The following is a 25221-nucleotide window of genomic DNA, read 5'->3' as shown; positions in this document are numbered from 1 at the left end:
CATGCTGCGTCCGCTGTCCCTGTTGATCGCCGGTGTGCTCGGCGTCGCTGCCGGTACCGTTGCTCCCGCCGTCGCTGCCGCCCCGGCCAGCCTGTCCAAGCCCGCGGCCAGCAGTGCCATTCCCGAGATCGGCTACACCCGCTTCACCCTGCCCAACGGCCTGACCGTGGTGGTGCACGAAGACCACAAGGCGCCGGTGGTGGCGGTAAGCATCTGGTACCACATCGGCTCCGGGGACGAGCCGGCCGGCAAGACCGGCTTTGCGCACCTGTTCGAGCACCTGATGTTCTCCGGCTCGGAGAACAACAAGGGCAGCTTCTTCGCGCCGCTGGAAAAGGTCGGCACCACCGACATGAACGGCACCACCTGGTTCGACCGCACCAATTATTTCGAGACCGTGCCGACCACCGCGCTGGACACCGCGCTGTGGCTGGAATCGGACCGCATGGGTCACCTGCTCGGCGCGATCGGCCAGGAAGAGCTCGACACCCAGCGCGGCGTGGTACAGAACGAGAAGCGCCAGGGCGAGAACCGCCCCTACGGCCGCGTGGACCAGAACATCCTGTCCAACCTGTTCCCGGCCAACCACCCGTACCAGCACGACACCATCGGCTCGATGGAAGATCTGGACGCGGCCTCGCTGGCCGACGTCAAACAGTGGTTCAACGACAACTACGGCGCCGCCAACACCACCCTGGTGCTGGCCGGCGACATCACCGTGGCGCAGGCGCGTGCCAAGGCGCTGCAGTATTTCGGCGACATCCCGTCTGGCAAGCCGGTGGCGCGCCAGCAGCCGTGGGTGACCCCGCTGGCCGCGCAGAAGCGTGGCGTGCAGCACGATCACGTCTCGCAGCCGCGCATCTACCGCACATGGGTTGCGCCGCAGCTGGGCAGCGATGCGGCGATCCAGCTGGACCTGGCCACCACCGTGCTCGGCGGCGGCAAGACCTCGCGGCTGTATCAGCGCCTGGTCTACCAGGACAATCTGGTCGATGACGTGTCGGCGGCGATCCAGCCGTTCGCGCTGTCCAGCCAGGTGCAGATCCAGGCCGACGTGAAGGACGGCGTGGACCCGGCCAAGGTCGAGGCGATCATCGACGAGGAGCTCAAGAAGTTCATTGCCCAGGGCCCGACCGCCGACGAGCTGCAGCGCGCGCAGGTGGCCTACCGCGCCGGCTTCGTGCGCGGGCTGGAAAAGGTCGGCGGCTTCGGTGGCAAGGCGGTGATCCTGGCCGAGGGCCAGGTCTACCGCGGCGACCCGGGCGCCTACAAGCAGGATCTGCAGCGCGGCCAGGCCGCCACCGTGGACAGCGTCAAGCAGACCGCGGCCACCTGGTTCGGCAAGGGCGACTATCTGCTCACCGTGCTGCCGGCCGGCAAGGACTTCGACCCCGCCGCCGAAGACAAGGTGGTGGTCGCGCGTGGCGAAGAACCCGGCAAGCCGGCGCCCAGGCTGCCGGCCGCTGGCAAATACAAAACCACCGCCTCCACGCTGGACCGCAGCAAGGGCGTGCCGCAGACCAGCCAGTTCCCCGACCTGAGCTTCCCGCAGCTGCAGCGCGGCAAGTTGAAGAACGGCGTCGAGGTGATCCTGGCCGAGCGCCACACCATCCCGGTCACCCAGGTGGAACTGCTGTTCGATGCCGGGTATGCGGCCGACCAGGGCAACAAGCTCGGTACCGCCAGCTTCAGCGCCGCGCTGATGAACGAGAGCACCGCCGCGCTGGATTCGGTGGAAGTGGCGCAGCGTCGCCAGCGCCTGGGCGCCATCACGGCGGTCGGCTGCGATCTGGACAGCTGCAGCGCCTCGCTGGATGCGCTCAACGACCAGCTGCAGCCGTCGCTGCAGCTGTTCTCCGACATTGTGCGCAACCCGGCCTTCAAGGCTGCCGACATCGAGCGCATCCGCGGCCAGTGGCTGGCCGGCATTGCGCAGGAAAAGACCCAGCCCAACAGCCTGGCGCTGCGTGCGCTGCCGCCATTGCTGTTCGGCCAGAACCACCCCTACGGCATCCCGCTCACCGGCAGCGGCACCGAGGCGGCGATCAAGAGCCTCAACGCCCAGGACCTGCAGGCCTTCCACCGCCAGTGGCTGCGTCCGGACAACCTGCGCATCCTGGTGGCCGGCGATACCACGCTGGCGCAGATCATCCCGCAGCTGGATGCCGCCTTCGGTGACTGGAAGGCGCCTGCCACGCCGTTGCCGAAGAAGAACCTGGTCCAGGTCGCCGCGCAGCCCAAGCCGCGCGTGTACCTGATCAACCGCCCGGATGCGCCGCAGTCGGTGATTCTGGCCGGCCTGCTCGCACCGTCCACCAAGGCGCCGGACAACCTGGCGATCGGCGTGGCCAACGGCGCCTTCGGTGGCACCTTCACCTCGCGCCTGAACATGAACCTGCGCGAGAACAAGCGCTGGGCCTACGGTGCCGGCACCCGCATGCTGGATGCGCAGGGCCAGCGGCCGTACATGTTCTCCGCGCCGGTGCAGACCGACAAGACCGCCGAGTCGGCCAACGAGATCCTCAAGGAAGCCACCGCGATCATCGGCGACAAGCCGCTGACCACCGACGAGATCGAGAAGATCAAGAACCAGCGCATCCGCGCCCTGCCCGGCAGCTTCGAAACCACTGGCGCGGTGCTGGGTGCGATCGAAGGCATCGTGCAGTTCGACCGCCCCGACGATTATGTGCAGACGCTCAAGCCGCGACTGGAAGCGATCGACCAGCCGGCCGCGCAGAAGGCCATCAAGGAAATCATCGCGCCCAACGCGATGACCTGGGTGATCGTGGGCGACCTGAAGAAGATCGAAGCCCCGGTGCGTGCGCTCAAGCTGGGTGAGGTGCAGGTGCTGGACGTGGACGGCAAGCCGGTCAAGCGCTGAGGCTGGTCAGTCGCACACCGACGGCGCGGCTTTCGAGCCGCGCCGTTGCCAGATCCGCGTACGCAACGGTGCGTGCGCGTATGAGTCGCCGGTGCCTGCGTGCAATGCGCAGGCATCGCACTTGGGTTTGAAATCTCGCGCCGGCGCTTCAGTCCGCCGGTTGCATGTCCCCTAGCCTCGTAGCGCGGCGGGGATGTGGATCTGAATCCGCCCTGCAGGCTGTGCTCGGGCGTATGGCAAATCCACGCGGCGTTATCGATGGTGCCGGTATCGTGGCCTCTTTCTCGCTCGCGCTTGTCCGACTTACCCGATGAAGCAAATGCCCCCGGCTGACGAAGCCTCCCGCCAACAGGTCCTGGACGGCTATCGCATCGTCGACAGCCTGCCCGAGGACACTTACCAGGACGTCGTGCAGGTGGCGGCCTCGTTGTGCAACACGCCGATCGCACTGATGTCGCTGGTCGATCGCGACCGCCAATGGTTCAAGGCCCAGCTCGGTCTGGGCATGCAGCAGACCGATCGCAGCCAGGCCGTGTGCGATCACGCCATCCGCAGCCCCGAGCAATTGATGGAAGTACGCGACCTCACCCAGGACAGCCGCTTTGCCGATGTCTCGGTCGTCACCGGCGAGACCGGCGCGCGCTTCTATGCCGGCATGCCGCTGGTCACCTCCGACGGCGTGGCGTTGGGCACCGTCTGTGTGCTCGACACCGAGCCGCGCACGCTCACCGACACTCAACGCACCGGGCTGCAGGCACTGGCGCGCGTCACCATGCGCCTGCTGGACGAGCGCAAGCGCGAGCTGCAGCTCGAGCGCGAGGCGATCCTGCAGCCGGTGGCACCGGCGGCCGCCGATGCCGGTTATTACCTGGTGATTCTGGAAGTGCAGGAACTGGCCGCGCTGGCTGAAAAACAGAGCGAGCGGCTCCTGGGTCGCGCCTTGCAACAGCTCGACCAAGCCCTGGCCGCGCAGGCGCAAGCCAACGGTGACAGCGTGGACCGCGTGACCGACAGCGCCGAATTCATCGCCGTACTGCGCGATCCCAATGCCGAGCAGAAGCTGCAGCGCCTGCGCGACATCGCCCAGCAGCAGCACGCGCAAGGGCTGACGGTGCTGATCGGCCAGGCACAGGCAACCCGTGGCGACGAGCCGATCGGACAAGTGTTCCTGCGCGCGGAAGTAGCGCTGAGTGTCGAGAAAGACCGTTACCGCCAGAGTCTGGCGCAGGACGGCCTCAGCGCCTGATGTAGCGCGGGGCGACAGTCCGGCTGCCGGCTGATCCGCCGTTTCATAGACGTGCCCTCACAACTCCCGCTGCGCGCCTCCAACCGCGCTTGCGTCGCGGGCGCTCCGAGACACACGCGCACTTGCCGCGAAAGCCGTACCTTCTCGCCCAGGCGGGAGGGGGTTTTAGTCCCGATATCGGACGAAGCTGCCTTACTTCTTCAATTCCTGTCGGGACGCTTCCCTTCTCCCACCGGGAGAAGGGAAGCGCAGCGCCGCTCGTCCACTTCCACTTCGCGCGGCTACCAGGTGATTGAGCGGTGTGGGTGAGTCGGGTGCAGAGCTGCGGATCTGCGGTTTGGCTGCAGGGCCCTTGCCCGCCCACCATCGCAGGACACGCCGCAAGTACGTCCGTGTACGCTCTTACGCGGCATCCATGCCGCGTAAGGTCCCGCGACGGTGGGCGGGCAAGGACCTGTCGGGATGGTCGGTGTGCACGGCAAGAGCAGTGCTTGCTACGCGTTGTTCGGATTGTCGTGCGGCCGAAAATCTTCCATCGCAAGCCGAGCAACAACCAGGTTTTCACTTGGCCGCCGACCAACTTTCTAATGCGGTGTCCTTGCCGGTTGCGGGACCCTTGGCCGCATGAATGCCGCCAAGGAGCCTCCATGGACGGACTCACGGCGTGTCCGCGAGCGGTGAGAGCACTGCGCACTCGACTCAGTCGCGGTCACACGTCAACGCTGCGAGTGTGATCGATACGTTGCCGCCATCGGTACAGCCTTAGAGAGGTTTTGCCCGCCACTGCTGGTCAGCTGCACCCAACCGCAGCCACTGCCCCACTCACCCGATCGCACACTGCTTCAACTGGCGGTCCGCGTACCACAGCGCGCGACGGGCCAGATCGTAGGCGCTGTCGGCCTGGCGCGGCAGCATCTGTGCGGCCATCACCGGGTCGGCGCCGTTGTTCAAGGCGTGCTCGGCACGCTCCAGATCGCCCAGGTGCGTGCGCACCGGCGACAACAGGGATTTGCGTTTGGACGCATCGCAACGCGCGCTGCGCTGCTCCAGCGCGGCCAGCGCCTCGCGGATGCGGCGGCTGGCTTCGCCCTTGAGATCGGGCGGTGTCTCGTGCGCGATCGGCGCGGCCTTGTAGGCATCGCCGGTCGCCTCGCTGCCCATCTCGGCCTGATTGCCCGCCAGCGCGGGGTTGAAGCGCACATCCGGCGGTGGTCGCGCCTTGGCCACCTGCGTCTGCGGCCCGTTGAGCATGTCGTTGAACTTCTTCATGCCGCGATTCATTTCCTGCATCGCCACATCGCCCAGCGTGCCGTCGCTCTTCCAGTCCTTGGCAAAGCGCGTGTCCTGGTATTGCACCGGATTGACCCGTTCCATCACGTTGCGCGCCTTGGCCTGCGCGCGTTCGTCGGCCATGCCCGGTGGCACCGCGGCGCCGGCTTGCGCCATCGGGTCGACCTGCGCATCGCGCGGCATGCGCAAGCGGCCTTCGCGGGTGTAGAGCTGGGCCGCCATCGATTCGCCAGCGGGCGCGTTGGCGGCCGCCACCTGCCGCTGCGGCGGTGGGGTGCGTGTCGGCGGTGGCGCACTACGCGCGGATGAGGCCGCGGCAGGGGCCGCGCGCGGTGTGGAGTCGCGTTGCTGCGGCGGTGTCGCCGGCGCCGGCGCCGGCAGCGTCAACTGCGGGCGCGGCACGAAATACACCTGCAAACTGTCGTCGTGTCGCACCGTGTTGCGTGGCGGTGGCATATACAGCAACAGACAGGCAAGAAAGAACAGGATGGCGCCCGTGCATGCGACAGCGGCGACATGCGGGACAAGCGTTTCCTTCCTGCGGGTAATCACAATGCGGGAGACCGATGAGATGAGAGATGCGCACGCTGCACCGTGAACCCGGTGCAGGACGCGCAAATCTAGCGGGCGTGGCGTTTGCGCGCGTTTGAAATTCGTTGTTTGGGCCGCAGGCGCCAGCCGCCATTCACATTAGCGAGCGTGGCGGCCGACGCCCGCTGCTTGCCGACAGGCATTGCCCTGCCCCGGCGGCATGGATCCTGCATGCTGTGGCGGCGGACGTTCGCCCTACATCCGGTCGATGCCGACTGGCCAGGGTGAGGGCCGCACATGCTCAGCCATCCTCCGGGAGGTACAGCCGCTGGCAGACCTCGCAGAAAAACGCCCGCCGCCCGGCCTTGCCCAGGTGCTTTCGATACTGCAGCGGCGCGCCGTCGCGCGGGCAGCTGGTTTTGGTATGCACCTGATAATGCTTCTTCAGCACGAAGGCCTTTTTCCAGGTGTAGAAGTCGAAGCTATAGTCGCGCGCCTGGGCGACCAGCTCACCGAGCTTGCGTGCCGGCAATGCGCCCACCGTGCTTTCCGGATGCACGCGGATGCGATGCAGCACTTCGTTCTTGATGATGTTGCCGACGCCGGCAAAGATGGTCTGATCCAGCAACGCATCGGCGGCCAACATGCCGGGTGCCGCGCGTAACTTGCGCCGTGCCTGCGCGCCATCCCAAAGCGGGTTCATGACATCTGCGGTCCAGTCGTAGACCTCGTCCAGCGGGCGCTCGATGAACTGCACCGAGCAGGCGTAGAAATTCAACCGCTGGCCCTTGGAAAACTCCAGGCGCAGACGCGGCACCGCATTCGGCTTGTCCTCGTCGATGCGATAACTGCCGAACAACAAAAAGTGGATACGCACGCTGAACTGCGCGCACTCGATCAGGAAGTGCTTGCCCCAGCTGCGTAACGCCAGCACCTTTTGCTGCTCCAGCCGCGCGATGTCCTGCTTGCTGTTGCCGGACACGCGCAGGATCTTGCGGCCGACAAACGCTTCGGTCTGTTCGCGCAGGATGACAAGGGAAGGACCTTCTGGCATGCGCCCAGTATCGAAGTCGTCGGTGAGTCGGCCGTGAGCGCAGTGCACACGCAACGCTGACACGCGCGCATGCATAGAGTGCTGCCCACCCGTCTTGCGTACACCTCATGCAGGCTCGTTCGTCCATCGCCGTGCCGCGCGTGCGCTGTGGCTGCGCAGGCTGGTCGATTCCGGCCGCCGACCGCGCCGCATTCGGCGATGGTGCCAGCGTCCTGCAGCGCTATGCCACACGTTTTGATGCAGTGGAGATCAACTCCTCGTTCCATCGTCCGCACCGTGCCAGTACCTACGCACGCTGGGCCGACAGCGTACCGGAGGATTTCCGCTTTTCGGTCAAGCTGCCGCGCAGCATCAGCCACGATGCACGCCTGCAAGGTACCGGTGCATTGCTGGATGCCTTCCTGGCCCAGGCCGGTGCGCTGGGCACGCGACTGGGCTGCCTGCTGCTGCAACTGCCGCCCAGCGCTGTGTTCGATGCGCCGGTGGCGGCCAGGTTTTTCGCCATGCTGCGGCGGCGCTGGGACGGCGGCGTGGTCTGCGAACCGCGCCATGCCAGCTGGTTTCTCCCGCAGGCACAGGCGCTGCTGGCGCGCCACCGCATCGCACGCTGCGCCGCCGATCCGGCGCCGGTGCCGGACGCCGCCACACCGGGTGCGACAGCCGGCCCGCAGTACTGGCGCTGGCATGGCGCACCGCGCATCTACTACAGCAGCTACGACGCCAGTGCGCTGCAGACACTGGCCGACGCGGTGCGCAACGCAGCGCACCCGCAGGCAGAACGCTGGGTGATCTTCGACAACACCGCCGCCGGGCTGGCGGTGCCCAACGCGCTGCAGCTGCAGCGTTTGTTGCAGACCGGTCGGCCGCGCCGAGGCTGACGCGCGAGGACGGCACGCCACCTGGCCTTATCCGGCGTGCCGCCGGGCGCGTCCACGCGGCGCTGCAATTGGTCAGGCGAGCAAGGCCGAACTGCCGCGGGCCATTCCCACGTACGCCGGCTGCCGTGCACAGGCAGTGCCGCGCGCTGTGGCGCGCATCTTGCAGCGATGTCGGCAATCCGACGCGGTCCGCACGCGGCTCAAGCTGCCTCGATCCGGGCCGATAGGCCTGAATCGGCAACGCAACCCGCGCAGCCACCTGCAGCCCCGCGCCGGATCACCTTGCTGAATCCAGTCGTCTCCGTGCGAAGCCTGTCGGCCTGCCGACACCGTCGTCCGGCCCCGCCCGCCACTTCGGTCGTTTACCATGCCGCACGTCACTGCCCGTTCTGGAGATGCCATGAGTTCTGCCGCGCCCCCGTGCTGCACGTCGCTGCTTGGCCTGTCGCTGAGCATGTTCGTGGCGCCCTGCACGCTGACCGCCGCGCCCATGGACACTCCGGTCGTCAACGCACCGGCGGCCACACCGCCCACGCCCGACTTGGCCTACCCGGAACTGTTCCAGGCGGTGCAGAGCGGCGAGCTGTTCGACGACCAGAAGCACTTCGTCGACTTCCTGCCGCTGCGCGACCCGGCGCTGATCAACGCCGACTATCTGGCGCAGCACGATCACCCCGGCTTTGACCTGCGCAAGTTCGTGGATGCCAATTTCGAAGAGTCGCCGCCGGTGCAGACCGACGCGATCCGCCAGGACACCGCGCTGCGCGAACACATCGACGAGCTGTGGCCCAAGCTGGTGCGCAGCCAGACCCACGTGCCGCCCTACAGCAGCCTGCTGGCGCTGCCGCATCCGTACGTGGTGCCGGGCGGGCGCTTCCGCGAGGTGTATTACTGGGATTCCTACTTCACCATGCTGGGCCTGGTGAAGAGCGGCGAGACCACGCTCAGCCGCCAGATGCTGGACAACTTCGCCTACCTGATCGACACCTACGGGCATATCCCCAACGGTAATCGCAGCTACTACCTCAGCCGCTCGCAGCCGCCGTTCTTCTCCTACATGGTGGAACTGCAGGCCGGCGTGGAAGGCGAAGCGGTCTACCAACGCTACCTGCCGCAGCTGCGGAAGGAATACGCCTACTGGATGCAGGGCAGCGAAGACCTGCAGCCCGGCCAGGCCGCGCGCCATGTGGTGCGTCTGGCCGACGGCAGCCTGCTCAACCGCTACTGGGACGAGCGCGACACCCCGCGCCCGGAAGCCTGGCTGCACGACACCCGCACCGCCGCCGAGGCCGGCGACCGCCCGGCCGCCGAGGTCTACCGCGACCTGCGCGCCGGCGCCGAGAGCGGCTGGGACTACACCAGCCGCTGGCTGGCCGATGGGCAGAACCTGCGCACCATCCGCACCACCGCCATCGTGCCGATCGACCTGAACAGCCTGCTGTATCACCTGGAGCGCACCCTGGCCCAGGCCTGTGCGCAGCCGGGCGCCGAGTGCGCGCAGGACTATGCGGCGCTGGCACTACAGCGCAAGCAGGCCATCGATGCGCACCTGTGGAATGCGGCCGGTTACTACGCCGACTACGACTGGCAGACCCGCAAGCTCAGCGACCAGGTCACCGCCGCGGCGCTGTATCCGCTGTTCGCCGGACTGGCGACCGACGCGCATGCCAGACGCACCGCCAGCACGGTGCGTGCGCGCCTGCTGCGCCCCGGTGGCCTGGCCACCACCGCAGTGAAGACCGGCCAGCAGTGGGACGAGCCCAATGGCTGGGCGCCACTGCAATGGGTGGCGGTGGACGGCCTGCGCCGTTACGGCGAAGACGCGCTGGCGCGCACCATCGGCGAGCGCTTCCTCACCCAGGTGCAGGCGCTGTTCGCGCGCGAGCACAAGCTGGTCGAAAAATACGGCCTGGAAGCCGATGCGGCCGGCGGTGGCGGTGGCGAATACGCGCTGCAGGACGGCTTCGGCTGGACCAACGGCGTCACCTTGATGCTGTTGAACCTGTATCCGGACACCGCGACCAAGCCGGCGCCTGTCAAACGCGTGCGCAAGCCCGAAGCGGCCACGCGCTGAGCGTGCGCCAGCCGCTGCCGGGCATGCCCGGCGGCGCTGGCAGCCTCGCGGTTCTGGCAGTCGGCAACGCCAGCGGATCGCTGCAACAAACATCGCCTGATCGCTGCGCCAGTGCAGCGCGCAGCAGCGTGTTCGATTGATTGCTGCTACTGCACCACCGGCCATGCACTGCCGTCATAACCCAGCCGGTTGATGCCCAGGCGCGCGTCGCCACGGTCGTCGTAGTAGTGGTAGACCAGGATGTCGCCGTCGCCATCGCGGAACACCGATTGCCCGCCCGGCCCATGCATGCTGCCCAACCCGGACTGGATCACCGTGCCGCCGCCGTTGCGCATATCCACCCCGGCGCGATCCAGGTACGGCCCGGTCACCGAGCGCGCACGCCCCACCGCAATCTTGTAGGTGCTGCTGGCGCCCTTGCAGCACGCATCGAACGACACGAACAGGTAGTACCAGCCATTGGCCTGCTGGATGAAAGGCGCCTCCACCGCGCCCGGGGACGGCCGGCTCGCCAGGCTGTAGCGCGTCGTGTTGCCGGACAGCTGCTTGCCGGTGCCGGGGTCGAGCTGGATCAGCTTGATCCCCGACCAGAACGAGCCGAACGCCAACCACCATTTGCCATTGCCATCCACCACCAGATTGCCGTCGATGGCGTTGTAGTCGTCGCTGCTCTTGGAGGTGTAGACGATGCCTTGATCCTTCCACGAGCCAGGCTTGCCGGTGCTGCTGCTGGCAAGCGCAATCGCCGAGGTATTGGTGGCGAACTTGGAGGCGGTGTAATACATCAGATACTTGCCGCCATGGAAGGACACATCCGGCGCCCACAGCTGGTTGTCCGGGTTGTAGCTGCGCACCCAGCTCGGCATGCTGCTGAAGATCGCGCCCGCATTGCTGAACTTGGTGCGGTCGGTACTGGTGACCACGCCGGTGGTGGCATAGATGTAGTAACGCCCATCGCTCAGCTTGAGCATCGACGGATCGTGCACGATGGTGTCGCCGCTCACCACACCCGGCCCCACTGCCGCTTGCGCGGCTGCGCTATGCAAGCCAGTGGCAGCAGCGGCCAGGGCCAACAGCGACGCGATCGCGCCACCACGCAGCGACATTCCAGACCTGCCACCTTCCACTCGACTGCCACCCACAACGCGCATCGCCCCACTCCTTGAACAACGTAAAGACGTTTTCTGTAGGAGCAATCTAGCCCGGCAACAATGCCACGAATCCGACGCCGATCTCAGAAGCACGGTGCAGGCCGAGCGGTTGTTTTATTTGCGACGTGCCTTCGTGCCGAACTGTGTAACGCAGCTGGGATTGCATACGTCGGAACGTGGCGCGCACAGAGTCACTGCACCAGTGGCGTATCGGCGTCATCTCTTTATCGCCGTGCAGTGCGTCGATGCCAACCCGCATCCATGACGCTGCAAAAAGCTGCAGCACTACTTCGCCACGACGCACAGATCTTGATGGATGGGCACCTGGTTGTGGCTGTCATCGCGCGCGACGCGCTGACTGAGCACCATGTGCGCCGCAACATCGGCGCGCCATCTGTGCAGACGCACAGCGACGCGCACACCAGTACGCTTCGAAGATACAAGCCTGCCGCGTATCATGCGCACTCTTTCACCCTCCAGGACGGATCCATGGCCGTACGCACGCTCAACGAATTTCTCGCCCATTCCAAGGAAAAGGACGTCAGCCCCGATCCGTTCGAACTGGAAAACCCGCACTTGCTGGAAGTACGCCTCGACGGCATGGTGTGGTCCAAGGCTGGCGCCATGGTCGCGCGCACCGGCAACGTCAAGTTCACCCGCGAGGGGCTGCTGGAACAGGGCCTGGGCAACCTGCTGAAGAAGGCGGTCAGCGGCGAAGGCATGCAGCTGATGAAGGCCGAAGGCCAGGGCCGGGTGTATCTGGCCGACCTCGGCAAGCTGGTGACCTTGTTGCGTTTGAATGGCGAAGCGATCTTCGTCAACGGCAACGACGTGCTGGCCTTCGAATCCGGCGTCGAGCACAAGATCACGATGATGCGCAAAGTGGCGGGCATGCTGTCCGGCGGCCTGTTCAATGTGCGCCTGAGCGGCCACGGCATCGTGGCGATCACCTCGCACTACGAGCCGCTGACCTTGCCGGTCACCGCCGCCAGCGGCCCGGTGTTCACCGACCCCAATGCCACCGTGGCCTGGTCGGGCACGCTGTCCCCGGAGTTGGTCACTGACGTGTCGATCGGCACGCTGTTCGGCCGTGGCTCGGGCGAAAGCCTGCAGATGCGTTTTGCCGGCGAAGGCTGGGTGGTGGTGCAGCCGTACGAGGAAGCCAGCTTCCAGGCCAAGGGCTGATCCAGGCCGCCCGGCAGCAATCAACAATGCGTCTCGCCTGGTCGCACGCTACGCAGCTGGGCAGTTTTCCGGTCTCGGCGCAGTGCGCAGTGACAGCTGCGCATCCCAGACACCCCGTAGGAGCGCCCCCGGGCGCGAGGGCCTTTCCGGTAACGCCGCGTCGTCCCGGTAACGCCGCATCGCGCCCAGGTGCGCTCCTACGGGTTTCCTGCAGTCTGCCGCGCGCTGCGCAGCTACTGTGCTGCCCTAGCCTGGCATTGCGTGGTCATGCCACCGTAGGCAACGGATGATTGCGCTGACGGCACCCTGTAGGAGCGCCCCTGGGCGCGAGGGCCTTCCCGGTAACGCCGCGTCGTCCCGGTAACGCCGCATCGCGCCCTGGTGCGCTCCTACGGGTTTCCTGCAGTCTGCCGCGCGCAGCACAACTACTGTGCTGTCCTAGCTTGGCATTGCGTGGTCACGCCGCCGTAGGCAACAGATGATTGCGTTGACGGCACCCTGTAGGAGCGCCCCTGGGCGCGAGGGCCTTCCCGGTAACGCCATATCGCGCCCAGGTGCGCTCCTACGGTTTCCGGCTCTGATGCATCACACCCAGCCGCGCTTGCGGAACCAGGCCAGCGGCACCAGCATGCTCAGCACGATCACGCCCAGCGCCCAGTAATACGCGTCGTGCCACTTGAGCTCGGGCATGTAGGCGAAGTTCATGCCCCAGATGCCGACCAGCACGGTGGGCGGAATGCCGACCACCGAGGCCACCGCCATCACCTTCATCACGTTGTTCTGGTCCATGTTGATCATGCCCAGCACGCTGTCGAGCAGGAACTCGATGCGGTCGTCCATGTGCTGCTGGAACTCGCTCAAGGTGGTCAGGTCCTTGTGCAGCAAGCCGATGCGTTTGGCCGCATCGGCACCGAACCAGTCCGGCGCGGCGTCATCCAGATAGGTGACCAGGCGCAGCAAGCCTTGCCCGGCATTGTGCAGCCCGCCCAGACGCCGGCCCATGCCTCCGACCTGATGCAGCATGCGCTCCAGGTCCTTGGTTTTGTGCGGGTTGTCGAACACCTGCCGGGTGGTGTCGGTGACCTCGGCTTCCAGCGATTCCAGCCGGTCTGCCAGGCGCCCCACCAACTGGTCGAAGATGCGCAACAGCAGGTCGTCGGCGCTATGGCAGGGCTCATGTGCAAGACGCGCGGCCACCGCATCCAGCGAGCCCATGTGCTGCTCGCGCAGGGTCACCAGCATGGTCGGCGACAACGCAAAGCCCAGCGGCGCAGTCGGACCATCGTCGTCCTGAAAGCGCGGCACGTTGAGAAACAGCACCTCGCCCTGGCGCCGCACCCGGCTGGAGAATTCGATCTCGCCGATGGCCGCGCGATCCGGCAGCGCAAAGCCCACCTTGTCTGCGGCCTGCGCCAGTTCCTGCGCGCTGGCCTGGCACAGGTCGACCCAGCAACCTTGCGTGTGCTGCGTTCCGGCAATCGGGTGCGTCGTGATCATGCGATGGGCCGTGGCGATGGATGGCGGCGAGCATCCCGTTCCACCCGATCCGCGTCAACGTCGCGCGCAAAACGCGCTTAGCTGCCAGTGGCCTTTATCGCAGCGCTGTGCGGCCACAGACGCCAAGGCCCCGCAGTGCGGGGCCTTGATGAGGTCTTCGCTGGATGTCTTGGCTGATACGCGCGCTCAGCCGCTGCGCGTCTGCTGCCGCTTCACCGCATAGCCGATCGCCAGGATCAGGAACCACACCGGGCTGGCCAGCAAGGCCTGGCGTGTGTCGGCCTGCAAGGTCAGCAGCACGATGACGAAGGCGAAGAACGCCAGGCACACGTAGCACATCAACACACCACCGGGCATCTTGAACGCCGATGCCGCGTGCTGCTCGGGCCGCTTGCGCCGGTACGCGATGTAGGCGCACAGGATCAGCGACCACACGAACATGAAGAGCACCGCCGACAAGGTGGTGACCAGCGTGAACGCAGTGACCAGGTTGGGGATCAGGTACACCAGCATCGCGCCCAGCAACAGGCACAGGCAGGAGAACAGCAGGCCGCGTGCCGGCACCGCTGCACGCGAGAGCTTGGCAAAACCCTTGGGCGCGTGCTGCTCCTCGGCCAGGCCGTAGAGCATGCGGCTGGTGGAGAAGATGCCACTATTGGCCGACGAGGTGGCCGAGGTCAGCACCACGAAGTTGATCAGGCTCGCCGCCGCCGGCACGCCGGCCAGCACGAACAGCTCCACGAACGGGCTCTTGTCGGCCACCACCTGCCGCCACGGCGTCACCGCCATGATCGCGATCAGCGCCAGCACGTAGAAAATCAAAATGCGCACCGGGATCGAGTTGATCGCCTTGGGCAGGTTGCGGCGCGGGTCTGCGGTTTCCGCAGCGGTGGTGCCGACCAGCTCGATGCCGACGAAGGCGAACACCGCGATCTGGAATCCGGCAAAGAAGCCGCCAATGCCCATCGGGAACATGCCGCCGTCGTTCCACAGGTTCGACAGCGAGGCCACATTGCCCGACGGCGAGCGGAAGCCCCAGGCCACCAGCCCGGCGCCGGTGAGGATCAAGGCGCAGATGGCGATGATCTTGATCAGCGCGAACCAGAACTCCATCTCGCCGAACAACCTGACCGTCACCAGGTTCAGGCTCAGCAGCAACAGCACGCACAGGATGGCCGGGATCCACGGCGCCAATCCGGGAAACCAGAACTGCGCATAGGCGGCGATCGCGATGACGTCGGCGATGGCGGTGATGATCCAGCAGAACCAGTACGTCCACCCGCAGAAGAACCCGGCCCACGGCCCGAGCAGATCGGTGGAGAAGTCGATGAACGACTTGTACTCCAGGTTGGACAGCAGCAACTCGCCCATCGCGCGCATCACGAAGAACAGCATCGCGCCGATGATCAGATAGACGAACAGGATCGACGGGCCAGCCAGGCTGATCGTCTTGCCCGAGCCCATGAACAGCCCGGTGCCGATCGCGCCACCGATGGCGATCAGCTGCAGGTGGCGATTGGAGAGACTGCGTTGCAGATGATCGGGCGCGGACGGATCGGACATGGGGCACGGCACCGGCAAGTGAACAAGCCGTCAAAAATACGAGATCGCGGCAGCGCGCACCAGCAGTTTGCGCTGCCGCGCCGGGTAGGCCGCAGCGTGCGTCGGCGAAGGGTGGTTGGCTTGCCCCATCGTGGTGCGCCGCTTATCCACGCGTTCGCGGCTGCCCTGATCGACGAAGCGCAGCCGTCGGTAACGCGCGCAACGCGACGCTGGAGCAGTCCCCCTCTGCCTGCCGCCTGCACGTTGCAGCGCTGTCTGTTCTCGCGACACACAGGCACATGCACTACACAGGGCACGGGCACAGCCGGTCGACCACGTCCGCAGCATGCCTGCCGTTACGTCCGTCACTCGCGCAGCGCAACATGGCCACCGCTGGTCGGCGATGCATCAAGTACATACCGCCGACAGCGGCGGCGCATCAAGCATCCCGCACAAACCGCGACCCCCGTTGCATTGCGGCCGCTTGCCTGCCGCGGCTCCCACACTCCTGCCCGCTTCCTTGACCCGGCGCACGGACCGCACACGACGATCGCTGGTCTCCTGCGCGGGCCATCCATCAGGACACTCCCATGCGCTCTCATGCTCATCTGCTGCTTGGCCTGGCCTTGCTGACTCCCGTGACCGCACTGGCCGTGCAGGTCGACGCACGCGGACACCTCACCGATGCGCGCGGCCAGGCGCTGCAGGTACGCGGCGTGACCTGGCCCGGCTTCGATCGCGCAGCGCTTGCGGCCACCGGACTGCGCAGCAATACGCTGCAGCAACTGCTGGATCAGATGCAGGCATCGGACATCAATACCGTGCGCGTGCCGATCTGTGCGGCAACCCTGCAAGCCAGACCGGTGGCCGCCGCCGAGGTAGCCGGCGACCCCGCGCTGGCTGGCCTCACGTCCCTGCAGTTGCTCGACGCCGTGGTGCGCGCCAGCACCCAGCGCGGCATGCAGGTACTGCTCGCCTTCGCCGATGGCGCTTGCGACGACGCATCGCCGCAGCTGGGCACGCAGCACGACGCCTGGATGGAGGGCCTGGGCCTGCTCGCGCGCCGCTACGGCAGCACCGCTGGCGTGCTCGGGATCGACCTGGGCAGCAGCGGCTACCGCAATGCGAACTGGGCGGGCAATACGGCAGACACCGACTGGAACCGCATCGCTACGCGGGCAGCGGCCGCAGTGCTGAAGCAGGCGCCGGCCTGGGTGATCGGTGTGGAAGGCGTGGGCAACGACGCGCTCTGCAGCGATTCCGCACGCAAGGCCGCCGGCAGCAATCTGCAGCCGCTCGCCTGCGTGCCGCTGCGGATTCCGGCCGCACATCTGCTGCTGATGCCGAAGCTGGCCGGGCCGGATCGCGACGCGGCGGACGCGTTCGCAGCGGCCGACTTTCCGCACAGCCTGCCGGCGAGCTGGCAGCGCGATTTCGGACAATTCTCGGCCGATCACGCGGTGCTGCCGGTGAGCCTGGGCGGCGGCCTGGGCGATGGCGATCCACGCGACCGGGCATGGCAACACGCATTGAGCGGGTATCTGCGCAACACCGGCATGCGCAGCGCCGTGCTCGGCAGTTGGGAGGTGGGCAATGCCAACAACGGTGGCCTGCTCGCCAGTGATGGGAGTTCGCGTGCCGACAAGCTGCAGGTCCTGCATCAGGCCTGGGGGCTGACGAGCGCCAGCGCCGCCACGCCGTCGGCGAAGACAGACGCTGCCGCGGATGCCAGCAAGGCCACTGGCTGGAACAGCACCTTCACCGGCACCGCGACCTACACCGGCTCCGGCTATTCCGGCGGGGCGGTGCTGCTGGACCCGATTCCGAGCAATGCCTTCATCACCGCGCTCAACCCGACCCAGATGAACTTCGGCGGGGTCAGGGCCGCACTGGCCGGCGCCTATCTGGAAGTAACCGGGCCCAAGGGCAAGACCGTCGTCTACGTCACCGACCTGTACCCGGAGGGCGCATCGGGCGGCCTGGATCTATCGCCCAACGCGTCCGCGGCCATCGGCGACACCGTGCAGGGGCGCATCCCGATCAGCTGGAAGATCGTGCGCGCGCCGACCACCGGCAACGTGCAATACCGCATCAAGGAAGGCAGCTCGCGCTGGTGGGCCGCGATCCAGGTGCGCAATCACGCCTACCCGGTGGTCAAATTCGAAGTGAAACAGGGCAGCAGCTGGAAGAGCCTGCAAAAGATGGACTACAACCACTTCCTCGGCGAGCAACTCGGCAACCAGCCCTTGTCCATTCGAATCACCGATATCCGCGGCAAGGCCATCCTGGACACGATCCCCGCGCTGCCCGAAGACGGCGACAAGCCGGTGCACTTCGAACCCGGGCATGTGCAGTTCCCTTGACGAGGGCATCGCGCCCTTGACCATCCGGCCTGGGAACATCCAGACGATGCTGAAGAATCTCAGTGTCGGCCGCACACGCCTGGTGGCTACTCAAGTGCTTGGTTAGCCGCTCTTACCCCCCGCATCAACCACCCGCAAGCCCGCCACCGACGCGGCCGGGCAATGCCTGATCGTCGTCTTCTTCCAGATCGCCCACCTCCTCGCGCAAACCGCCTTGCTGCGGGGTCTGTTCTTCCAGCGGGATTTCGTCTTCATTGGTATCCGGATCGGGCGTGCCGTGTGCCGACAGTCCGGCAATGGCGGTGGTCATCGGACGCGCAGTGCGTGGATTGAGCTGCATGAGGTGACTCCGATCGGTTCGAATGAAGCACCGACAGTGCGCATCGCAGCGCTACCGCACCGTGATCGCGGGCAGGATCGTGCTGACATGCCGTTGACGTCGGCCACACCGCATTGGCCACGACTATCATGGCCGCATCTTTCCGAGGCCACGTCATGCGCCATCGCATCTGCCTTGCGTTCCTGCTCAGCTGCGGCCTTGCGCACGCAGCCGCGCCCGAGCCTGCCTCACGCCTGGATGCGGTGCTGCAATCCGGCGTGCTGCGGGTCTGCACCACCGGCGACTATCGCCCCTATTCGCTGCTGCGTGCCGACGGGCAGTTCGAGGGCAGCGATATCGCCCTGGCGCAGTCGCTGGCCGGCAGTCTGGACGCGCGCGTGGCGTTCGTCCGCACCAGCTGGCCGCAACTGATGCCCGACCTGCTCGCCGATCGCTGCGACATCGCGGTCGGTGGCATTTCGGTCACCTTGCAGCGGCAACGCCAGGCCAATTTCAGCGCGGTGCTGGATGTGGACGGCAAGATTCCGCTGGTGCGCTGCGCCGACCAGGCGCGTTACCGCAGCCTGTCGCAACTCAACCGACCCGAGGTGCGCGTGATCGAACCGCCCGGCGGTACCAACGAGGCCTTTGCACGCCAACAATTGCCGCGCGCGCACCTACGCCTGTTCGCCGACAACACCACCATCTTCCAGGAGCTGCTGCAGCAGCGCGCGGACGTGATGATCACCGACGCCTCCGAAGCGCTCCACCAGCAGGCACGCCTGCCCGGCCTGTGCGCAATCGCACCGGAGCAGCCGCTGCAATACGGCGAAAAAGCCTTCCTGCTACCGCGCAACGACCAGCCCTGGAAAGCGTACGTCGACCAGTGGCTGCACCTGAGCAAGGCCAGCGGCGAGTACGCGCGCATCGTTGAAACCTGGCGCGCACCGCGCAAGGAATCTGCTACGCCGTAGCGGGAATCGGGAATCGGGAATCGGGAATCGGGAATCGGGAATCGGGAATCGTAATAGCATCCAGCGCATCGCAGCAGTTCGAAGCAGCGCCGTTCCGATTCCCCATTCCCGACTCTCCATTCCCGCGGCGCACAGCGCCGCCCTCACACAATCTTCGTCCGCCGCCACCACCGCGACACCTGCTCCTCGCGGATCAGCGTGAACAGGCCCGCGCCCAGAATCAGTGCGATGCCGACCGCCATCGGCCAGTCCAGGTGGTCATGGAACAGCAGGTAGCCGAAGGCGATCGCCCACAGCATCTGGCTGTATTGCGTGGGCGCAACCACGCTCACCGGCGCCATGCGCGTGGCGTACATCAGGCAGATCGCCGCCAGGCCGGCAAGCAGGCCGTAGCCGGCCAACAGCCCCCACTGAGACAGCGTGGGCCAGACAAAGGTCGGCAACATCATGATCCCGCCCATCACCAACGGGCCGATCACCCCGGCGCCGTACAAGGTCAGGCGTTTTTCGCTATGCCCGGCCATGCGCAGGGTGATGACCGAGATCGCACCGACCAGGCCACACACGATCGCGGCCACATGCCCGTGGGTGAGATGGCGAAAGCCCGGGCGCAGCACGATCAATACACCGATGAAGCCGACGATCACCGCCGACCAGCGCCGCCAGTGCACTTCTTCCTTGAGAAACACCACCGACAGCACGGTGACGAAGATCGGCATCAGGAAGATCAGCGCAAACGCCTCGGCCATCGGCAAGGTGGTGAACGCAATCACCGAGGTCAGATTGCCGATGGCACCGGTGAGCGCACGCAACAGCCACAGGCTGGGTTGCTTGGCCATCACCAGCTCGCGCAGCCGGTCGTCCGGCTTCTTCAAAAATGGCACAGCCACCAGCATCAGCAGCGCACCGAGAAACAGCACTTCGTAGACCGGCAGCGTGCCTTCCAGCAGCTTCACGAACGCATCGCTGATCGAATAGGCCGCATAACAGGCAAACCCCAACAACACACCCTTCAGCATTGCCGATCCTCCACGGTTGGCGCCAATCGGACAACATGTCGATGGGGGCAAGCGCGCAGTATGCGGTGCGGCGTGCGTCAGAGGAATCGGCGCATGCATCCGGGCACGACGGCTCATGCATCACCACCGGCACACCATTGCAGACGGCCCGCCGCCCCATGTCGCTGCAGAGACCGCCGCTGCGCCGCCGCGCCATCATGCCGGCGGTGCGCTGGATGCGCATGCGTGATGGGGTCGGTTACGATGCCAGTCCATCCCTCGCACCCGCAGCGCGCGTGACGCCTGCCCACCCAGACCAGCGACTCGTGCCCCACTACTCCGGCCCACTACTCATTTCCTCCCATGCCCAGGCGCTGCTTGCCGCGCGCGGCAGCGGTCTGACCCAATGGACCGGCTCGCTGGACCTGGGCCGCAGTACCGGCACCGCGCAGCTGGATGCGCAGACCTGGCAGTGGCGCGGCAGGGGCTACCCGTATCCGGGCAAGTTCAAGGAGCGCACGCTGTACTTCTGGGACGGTGATGATTTCGCCCCGATCTCGCGTTTCAGCGGTGCGCTGATCAAGCTCGTTCCCACCGAATGGGGTGCGCCCACCTTCGAGATCGATGGCATCAAGATGCTACCGTCAGCGCAGCTGTCGCCGTTCGACGATGCGCGCCGCAAGGTGGCGCTGGTCGACCCGCGCGGCAAGATCGTGCTGGATACCTGCGGTGGGCTGGGCTACTTCGCTGCCTGCTGCCTGGAAGCCGGGGTGGCGCAGCTGCACTCGTTCGAAAAGAATGCCGACGTGCTGTGGTTGCGCACGCTCAATCCCTGGTCGCCGGACCCGGCCGATGCCGCCTACGGCGGACGCCTGCAGCTGACCCACGCCGATATCTCGCAGCACATCACCACGCTGGCGGACGATTCGGTCGATGCCATCCTGCACGACCCGCCGCGCTTCGGCATTGCCGGCGAGCTGTATTCGCAGCTGTTCTATGACCAGCTGGCGCGGGTGTTGCGTCGTGGCGGGCGCCTGTTCCATTACACCGGCGCGCCCAACCGGCTCACCAGCGGGCGCGACGTGCCCAACGAAGTGAGCAAACGCCTGAGCAAGGCCGGCTTCAGCACGCAACTGGCGCTGGATGGTGTGCTGGCGACGCTGCCGGCGCGGCGCTGATTGCGGGATGTTTTCCGCAACCGAAAACGCGCAGTCAGTCGCGGCCAACTGGATGTCGGCGCTGCACGCCAAGCCGCAATGCAGCAGACAGATGCCGTCCCAGGCATTGACCGCCTCCGTCTGCCTGGAGTGCAGTCTGCGTGCCAGCCACGCCTGACCAGCAAACGGATCTGCGATACTGCAGCGCCCACGACAAGGACGTTGCATGCGCATCCGCTTTCCGACCTGGTTGCTCGCCGCGCTGTTGGTGATGACCGGCGCACACGCGCAGACCGCGCCGCAGACGTCGCCGCCGCCGTCCATGTCCGAAGTCACCACCCGCCATCCGGTGACCACCGCGGTCCTTGCCGGGCGTACGATTCGCCTGGGCGAACACGCCGGCAAGTGCGCGATCCTGCGCGATGACGAAGTGCTCCCGCTGGGCATCGGCGCACCGTGCTACTTCAGCACCAATCGCCAACACGGCGCCCAGGTGCACCACTTCCACGGCAGCGACATCGTGCTGGTGCAGCACGCCCACCCCACCTCTGCGCCGGACTGGGATATCAAGCTGTACGGGGCGATCTGCGCGTTCGAAGCGCAGGCCGTGCGCGAAGTCGATGGCGTGCTGGAACCCGGCAGCGTCGCCACTTCCTGGCACTGCGACCCGACCATGGGAGCCGATCAGAAGCAGTTCGTCTACAGCTATGACACCTGGCCCAGGCGCGAGACGCAGCCGCCATCACGCAAGCAAAAGCAGACACAGCCCTGATGGCCACATGATGCGCAGGCATCGATCGGTGCAAACGGTTGCCACGGCCGTGTGACCCGACCGCTGATCAACACCGTGTACTCAACAGCGGCTTGCCGCACGCCTGCGCAGCCGCGTCGTCGTCGACAGCGCGGCACCGCGGCACCGCAGTTGCGCATGCTGTGGAACGACCACGCAGGTCACCGCCTGCCGCGTCGGTACGTGGTCCAGGCAACGTAGGTGAACCAGGCGATGAGCGCCAACGGCATACTGGTCAGCAGCGCATCCCAGCCGACGGCGATCCAGAACCGCTGCGGGTCTGCATCCGCGTAAAAGATCCTGGTCGGCCGGCCGCGGATGACGCTGATATAGCGCCCAGTGACGATCGCCTCCAGCACCAGCCACAGCCGCATGCAGCAGGCGATTGCCACGACAACCGCTCCCCCGCCGATGATCCATTCGTGGATCCGGGACGCTGCGGGAGCTGGCGCAGGTGGCGGTGATTTGGGCCGCTTCTTTTTCACGCAGGCATCGGTTCGATGGTGGCGGCGCAGTGTACGCGCAGCGCAACCGGCCGAGGCCACCCATCGCACGCATGCAGCACCTGGTGGTCGCGCAACGAGCGCATGCCACGCACCTGCCGGCTGCACGCGGCCGCTATACTGATGGCAGCGCACTCGCTCAGAGTGAATGGAATGCTCCACGCTGCATTCGTCTCAGGGAAGATGGCCAGCAACAATGCAACATGGATTGTCCGGGCGCTTCCTTGGGGTTTTTGCCGTCTTCGCCATGCAGTGGCGACAACGGCCTCGTACCAAGGATCTTTCGCTTTGAAGACGTTCACCACCTTCCTGCTTGTCTCTTTCAGTCTGCTGCTGGCTGCCTGCGGTGGCGGCACCACCACCGGCGCCTCCAAGCTCTCCTCCAGCGACTACCTGCTGCACAACATCTCGGTCTGGAATGGCGCGGTCACCATCATCGACCCTTGGGTGTCGGGCGATCGCGGGCAGAGCCTGGTGGCCGATGCCATCGCGCACAAGCCGCTGGACAGCTACAAGACCGCACTGGGCAGCCAGCGCAAGGCACTGGCCGCCAACGCGCAGGCCAATACCGCCATGGCCGCGGGCGTGCCAGACAACGCCAAGGACCTGGACGGCAAGCTGTCGGCCTACCTCAAGCGTGCCGACGCGATGATGGCCGCGCTCGAACGCGTGGCGGCCCTGCCCAACGGCTACGGCAATGCCGAGCTGGCGCCGTTGGCCAAGGACCTGGAAACCGTGTCCGCCCAGCTCAACACCGATATGGAAGCGCTGAATACCGCGCAGCGCGCGTATTCCAAGCAGCACAAGATTGCGATGCAGGAAGTCAGCCAGTAAGCAGCGCAGCCACGATCTCCCCTGCAGGCCGGCCTGGTCTGCAGGGACGATCGCAACACGCCGCTCAGTTGCTCAGACCGAACATCAACGAGCGATGCGTTGCCACGCCGGCCATTGCGCCGCTGGCAACCGCAAACGCGATCGATGCCGCCGGGTTGGCCACATCGCCGCAGGCAGCGATACCCGGCACCGAAGTGGCCTGCATGGCATCCACCGCGATATGACGGCCCAGCGGCCCATCGCTGGTGCTGCATCCCAGCGATGCGACCAAGGCACTGAGTTCGGTCTGGGTGGTGATGAACAAGCCATCCAGCGCGCAGACCTGCCCATCGCGTAACACCAGCTCCAGCACGTCGCCATCGCCTTGCAGCGCCGCCACTGTGCCGCCCACCACGTGCACGCCACGTGCCTGCAATTGCGCGTGCTGCGCCTCGTCCAGCTCCACCGCGTCGTTCAAGAACAGCTGTGTTGCACCCCAGTCCGGCAGCATGGCCGCCTGATGCACCGCAAAGGCGGAGGTGGCAAGCACGCCGATGCGCCCCTGGCCCAGTTCATAGCCGTGACAGTACGGGCAGACGAATACCTGCGTGCCCCAGCGCTGCGCCAGGCCGGCCAGCGCCGGCAGACGATCGACCACCCCCATCGCCAAAACAAGGCGACGCGCGGTATGCGTGGAGCCATCGACCAGCGTCACCTCGAAGGCTTCCGCATCGCCGCGTAGCCGTGTCACCTGGCCGTCGGCCCATTGCACGCTCGGATAGGCCAGCAGCTGCGCGCGTCCGGTCTCGGCAATCTGCGCAGGCGACGCACCGTCGCGGCTGAGAAACCCGTGCGAGGTGGTGGCAAAGCGATTGCGGCGCTGGCCGCTATCGATCACCAGGACCGTACGCCGGGCACGCGCCAGCTGCAGCCCGGCCGACAGCCCGGCATAGCTGCCGCCAATGATGATCACGTCGTGCTGCATGTCCGCTCCCGGTTGAAACCCGCTTTATGTACTTTTCGATGTTACATGAAAAGACCGGCGATTCAAACGCGCTGTACTGACGTTGCTACCTGCTCGATGGTTGAAGGATTGCGTGTGCGACCGAGGGGTGATGCGCTGCCCGCTGTCGCGGTTGTTGTGATCGGCGGCGGTTTGCGTCATCGCCTGCAGGCGATGCGCTGTGTGGCAGTGCGGCGTGGCGGTGCTGCGCGGGTGCGCATATACACGCCACGTCAGGAAACGACAGCGTCCTGGCAACTGCGCCTGGCTAAGCGCGCCCTGTCTGCGATCGATGCCGACCAGCTGCCGCAAAGCGCATGCATACGCGCCGCACGGGACTGCAAGCACAGGCACACCGCGCGCCTGCCATCCAGGCTGCACGCCATGTACAACGGCGTATGCAACAGCTGGTGTGCGTCAGCGCCTGCGTTTGCCTGTCGGCGAACCGGCGGGCAGCGCGGCTGCCGTGCACAGTGCATCGAACTCGTCCGCCAGCGTTGCCAGCGTCACCGTGCCCAGGCGCTGCAGCAACACGGTTTGCGCCTCGGCCAGCGCGTCGGCGATGGCCGCGTTGACCACACGCTCCACGCCACATTGCGGGTTGGCGTGATCGGCGCCGATCGCAAACAGATGCGGGCCGCCCACTGCGCGGTGCACGTCCAGCAATGTCACCTGGGTCAGGTCGCACGCGATATGCCAGCCACCGTTGTGGCCCTTGCTCGACTGCACGTAGCCGGCAGCACGCAAGCCGGCCATGGTCCGACGCACCACCACCGCATTGGTCGACAGCATGCCGGCGATCTGCTCGGAGGTCATCGGCTGCTGGCTTCTGGCCATGTGCAACAGCACATGCAGCATGCGGGAAAGGCGGCTATCGGTTCGCACGCGGTCTCGGTTCGCTCAATCGACGGAAGGCAACGTGGCAGCGCCACCGCACGATTGTGCCGCAGCCCCGCGCAGATGTCGCAGCCG

The 25221-nt window shown here is 66.3% G+C and carries 20 protein-coding genes; 10 read left to right on the top strand and 10 right to left on the bottom strand.

Going from position 1 to position 25221, the window contains the following annotated elements; all coding sequences use genetic code 11:
• Nucleotide 1: 1 nt before the first annotated feature.
• Both AC06DU_RS03205 and AC06DU_RS03200 read left to right on the top strand, forming a co-directional pair.
• Complete coding sequence (locus AC06DU_RS03205) at nt 2-2881, top strand: M16 family metallopeptidase (protein WP_478203541.1); 2880 nt, start codon at nt 2-4, stop codon at nt 2879-2881.
• Between the two features lie 310 nt (nt 2882-3191).
• Entirely contained in the window at nt 3192-4127 is a 936-nt protein-coding gene (locus AC06DU_RS03200; protein WP_478203540.1) for a GAF domain-containing protein, read from the top strand.
• A gap of 822 nt (nt 4128-4949) precedes the next feature.
• On the opposite strand, the gene AC06DU_RS03195 is transcribed toward AC06DU_RS03200, so the two are convergent.
• A complete protein-coding gene (locus tag AC06DU_RS03195; protein ID WP_161961154.1) occupies nt 4950-5969 on the bottom strand; it encodes a hypothetical protein in 1020 nt (339 codons plus the stop codon).
• 280 nt (nt 5970-6249) lie between these two features.
• Nucleotides 6250-7002: a DNA-formamidopyrimidine glycosylase family protein gene (locus AC06DU_RS03190; protein WP_039531016.1), complete on the bottom strand. Its 753-nt coding sequence runs from the start codon at nt 7000-7002 to the stop codon at nt 6250-6252.
• Between the two features lie 107 nt (nt 7003-7109).
• Here AC06DU_RS03190 and AC06DU_RS03185 point away from each other — a divergent pair, with 107 nt between their 5' ends.
• Both AC06DU_RS03185 and treA read left to right on the top strand, forming a co-directional pair.
• Nucleotides 7110-7880 carry a DUF72 domain-containing protein gene (locus AC06DU_RS03185; RefSeq protein ID WP_478203538.1) on the top strand — a complete coding sequence of 257 codons (771 nt, stop codon included), beginning with the start codon at nt 7110-7112 and terminating at the stop codon, nt 7878-7880.
• Between the two features lie 400 nt (nt 7881-8280).
• Nucleotides 8281-9954, top strand: coding sequence for an alpha,alpha-trehalase TreA (treA, locus tag AC06DU_RS03180; protein ID WP_478203537.1), 1674 nt, complete (start codon nt 8281-8283; stop codon nt 9952-9954).
• Between the two features lie 146 nt (nt 9955-10100).
• Here the strand turns inward: treA and AC06DU_RS03175 are convergent, their stop codons facing one another.
• Complete coding sequence (locus AC06DU_RS03175) at nt 10101-11060, bottom strand: arabinan endo-1,5-alpha-L-arabinosidase (protein WP_065032145.1); 960 nt, start codon at nt 11058-11060, stop codon at nt 10101-10103.
• A gap of 534 nt (nt 11061-11594) precedes the next feature.
• Here AC06DU_RS03175 and AC06DU_RS03170 point away from each other — a divergent pair.
• Nucleotides 11595-12290 carry an AIM24 family protein gene (locus tag AC06DU_RS03170; protein ID WP_039523320.1) on the top strand — a complete coding sequence of 232 codons (696 nt, stop codon included), beginning with the start codon at nt 11595-11597 and terminating at the stop codon, nt 12288-12290.
• 585 nt (nt 12291-12875) lie between these two features.
• On the opposite strand, the gene AC06DU_RS03165 is transcribed toward AC06DU_RS03170, so the two are convergent.
• Together AC06DU_RS03165 and cycA are read right to left on the bottom strand one after the other, a co-directional pair.
• Nucleotides 12876-13787, bottom strand: coding sequence for a CorA family divalent cation transporter (locus tag AC06DU_RS03165; RefSeq protein WP_046345619.1), 912 nt, complete (start codon nt 13785-13787; stop codon nt 12876-12878).
• A 186-nt stretch (nt 13788-13973) separates the two neighbouring features.
• Nucleotides 13974-15350, bottom strand: coding sequence for a D-serine/D-alanine/glycine transporter (cycA, locus tag AC06DU_RS03160; RefSeq protein ID WP_039523314.1), 1377 nt, complete (start codon nt 15348-15350; stop codon nt 13974-13976).
• A 569-nt stretch (nt 15351-15919) separates the two neighbouring features.
• Here cycA and AC06DU_RS03155 point away from each other — a divergent pair.
• Complete coding sequence (locus AC06DU_RS03155; protein ID WP_478203536.1) at nt 15920-17692, top strand: expansin EXLX1 family cellulose-binding protein; 1773 nt, start codon at nt 15920-15922, stop codon at nt 17690-17692.
• 124 nt (nt 17693-17816) lie between these two features.
• Here the strand turns inward: AC06DU_RS03155 and AC06DU_RS03150 are convergent, their stop codons facing one another.
• Nucleotides 17817-18032, bottom strand: coding sequence for a hypothetical protein (locus AC06DU_RS03150; protein ID WP_024937810.1), 216 nt, complete (start codon nt 18030-18032; stop codon nt 17817-17819).
• A gap of 155 nt (nt 18033-18187) precedes the next feature.
• Between AC06DU_RS03150 and AC06DU_RS03145 the strand changes: the two genes are divergently transcribed.
• A complete protein-coding gene (locus AC06DU_RS03145; protein ID WP_434982249.1) occupies nt 18188-18985 on the top strand; it encodes a transporter substrate-binding domain-containing protein in 798 nt (265 codons plus the stop codon).
• A gap of 143 nt (nt 18986-19128) precedes the next feature.
• Here AC06DU_RS03145 and AC06DU_RS03140 read toward each other — a convergent pair whose 3' ends face one another.
• The gene (locus tag AC06DU_RS03140; protein ID WP_046345616.1) at nt 19129-20004 is read right to left on the bottom strand and encodes a DMT family transporter; all 876 of its coding nucleotides are present in this window, start codon (nt 20002-20004) and stop codon (nt 19129-19131) included.
• Between the two features lie 305 nt (nt 20005-20309).
• Here AC06DU_RS03140 and AC06DU_RS03135 point away from each other — a divergent pair, with 305 nt between their 5' ends.
• Together AC06DU_RS03135 and AC06DU_RS03130 are read left to right on the top strand one after the other, a co-directional pair.
• A complete protein-coding gene (locus AC06DU_RS03135; RefSeq protein ID WP_184515969.1) occupies nt 20310-21161 on the top strand; it encodes an SAM-dependent methyltransferase in 852 nt (283 codons plus the stop codon).
• A 205-nt stretch (nt 21162-21366) separates the two neighbouring features.
• Nucleotides 21367-21912, top strand: coding sequence for an LbetaH domain-containing protein (locus AC06DU_RS03130; RefSeq protein ID WP_425519449.1), 546 nt, complete (start codon nt 21367-21369; stop codon nt 21910-21912).
• Between the two features lie 179 nt (nt 21913-22091).
• On the opposite strand, the gene AC06DU_RS03125 is transcribed toward AC06DU_RS03130, so the two are convergent.
• Entirely contained in the window at nt 22092-22415 is a 324-nt protein-coding gene (locus AC06DU_RS03125; RefSeq protein WP_478203535.1) for a hypothetical protein, read from the bottom strand.
• A gap of 306 nt (nt 22416-22721) precedes the next feature.
• On the opposite strand from AC06DU_RS03125, the gene AC06DU_RS03120 reads away from it, so the two are divergent.
• Nucleotides 22722-23267, top strand: a complete 546-nt coding sequence (locus tag AC06DU_RS03120; RefSeq protein WP_104576608.1) for a hypothetical protein — start codon at nt 22722-22724, stop codon at nt 23265-23267.
• 64 nt (nt 23268-23331) lie between these two features.
• Here AC06DU_RS03120 and AC06DU_RS03115 read toward each other — a convergent pair whose 3' ends face one another.
• Both AC06DU_RS03115 and AC06DU_RS03110 read right to left on the bottom strand, forming a co-directional pair.
• Nucleotides 23332-24231 (bottom strand): NAD(P)/FAD-dependent oxidoreductase, encoded by a 900-nt coding sequence (locus AC06DU_RS03115; protein ID WP_478203534.1) that lies wholly within the window; start codon nt 24229-24231, stop codon nt 23332-23334.
• Nucleotides 24232-24666: 435 nt separating this feature from the next.
• Entirely contained in the window at nt 24667-25107 is a 441-nt protein-coding gene (locus tag AC06DU_RS03110; RefSeq protein WP_228911382.1) for an Rrf2 family transcriptional regulator, read from the bottom strand.
• Nucleotides 25108-25221 lie beyond the last annotated feature (114 nt).

The organism is Xanthomonas sp. NCPPB 3200, assembly GCF_056393585.1.
The sequence above is the reverse complement of the archived record's forward strand: the minus strand, read 5'-3'. Positions and strand labels throughout refer to the sequence as shown.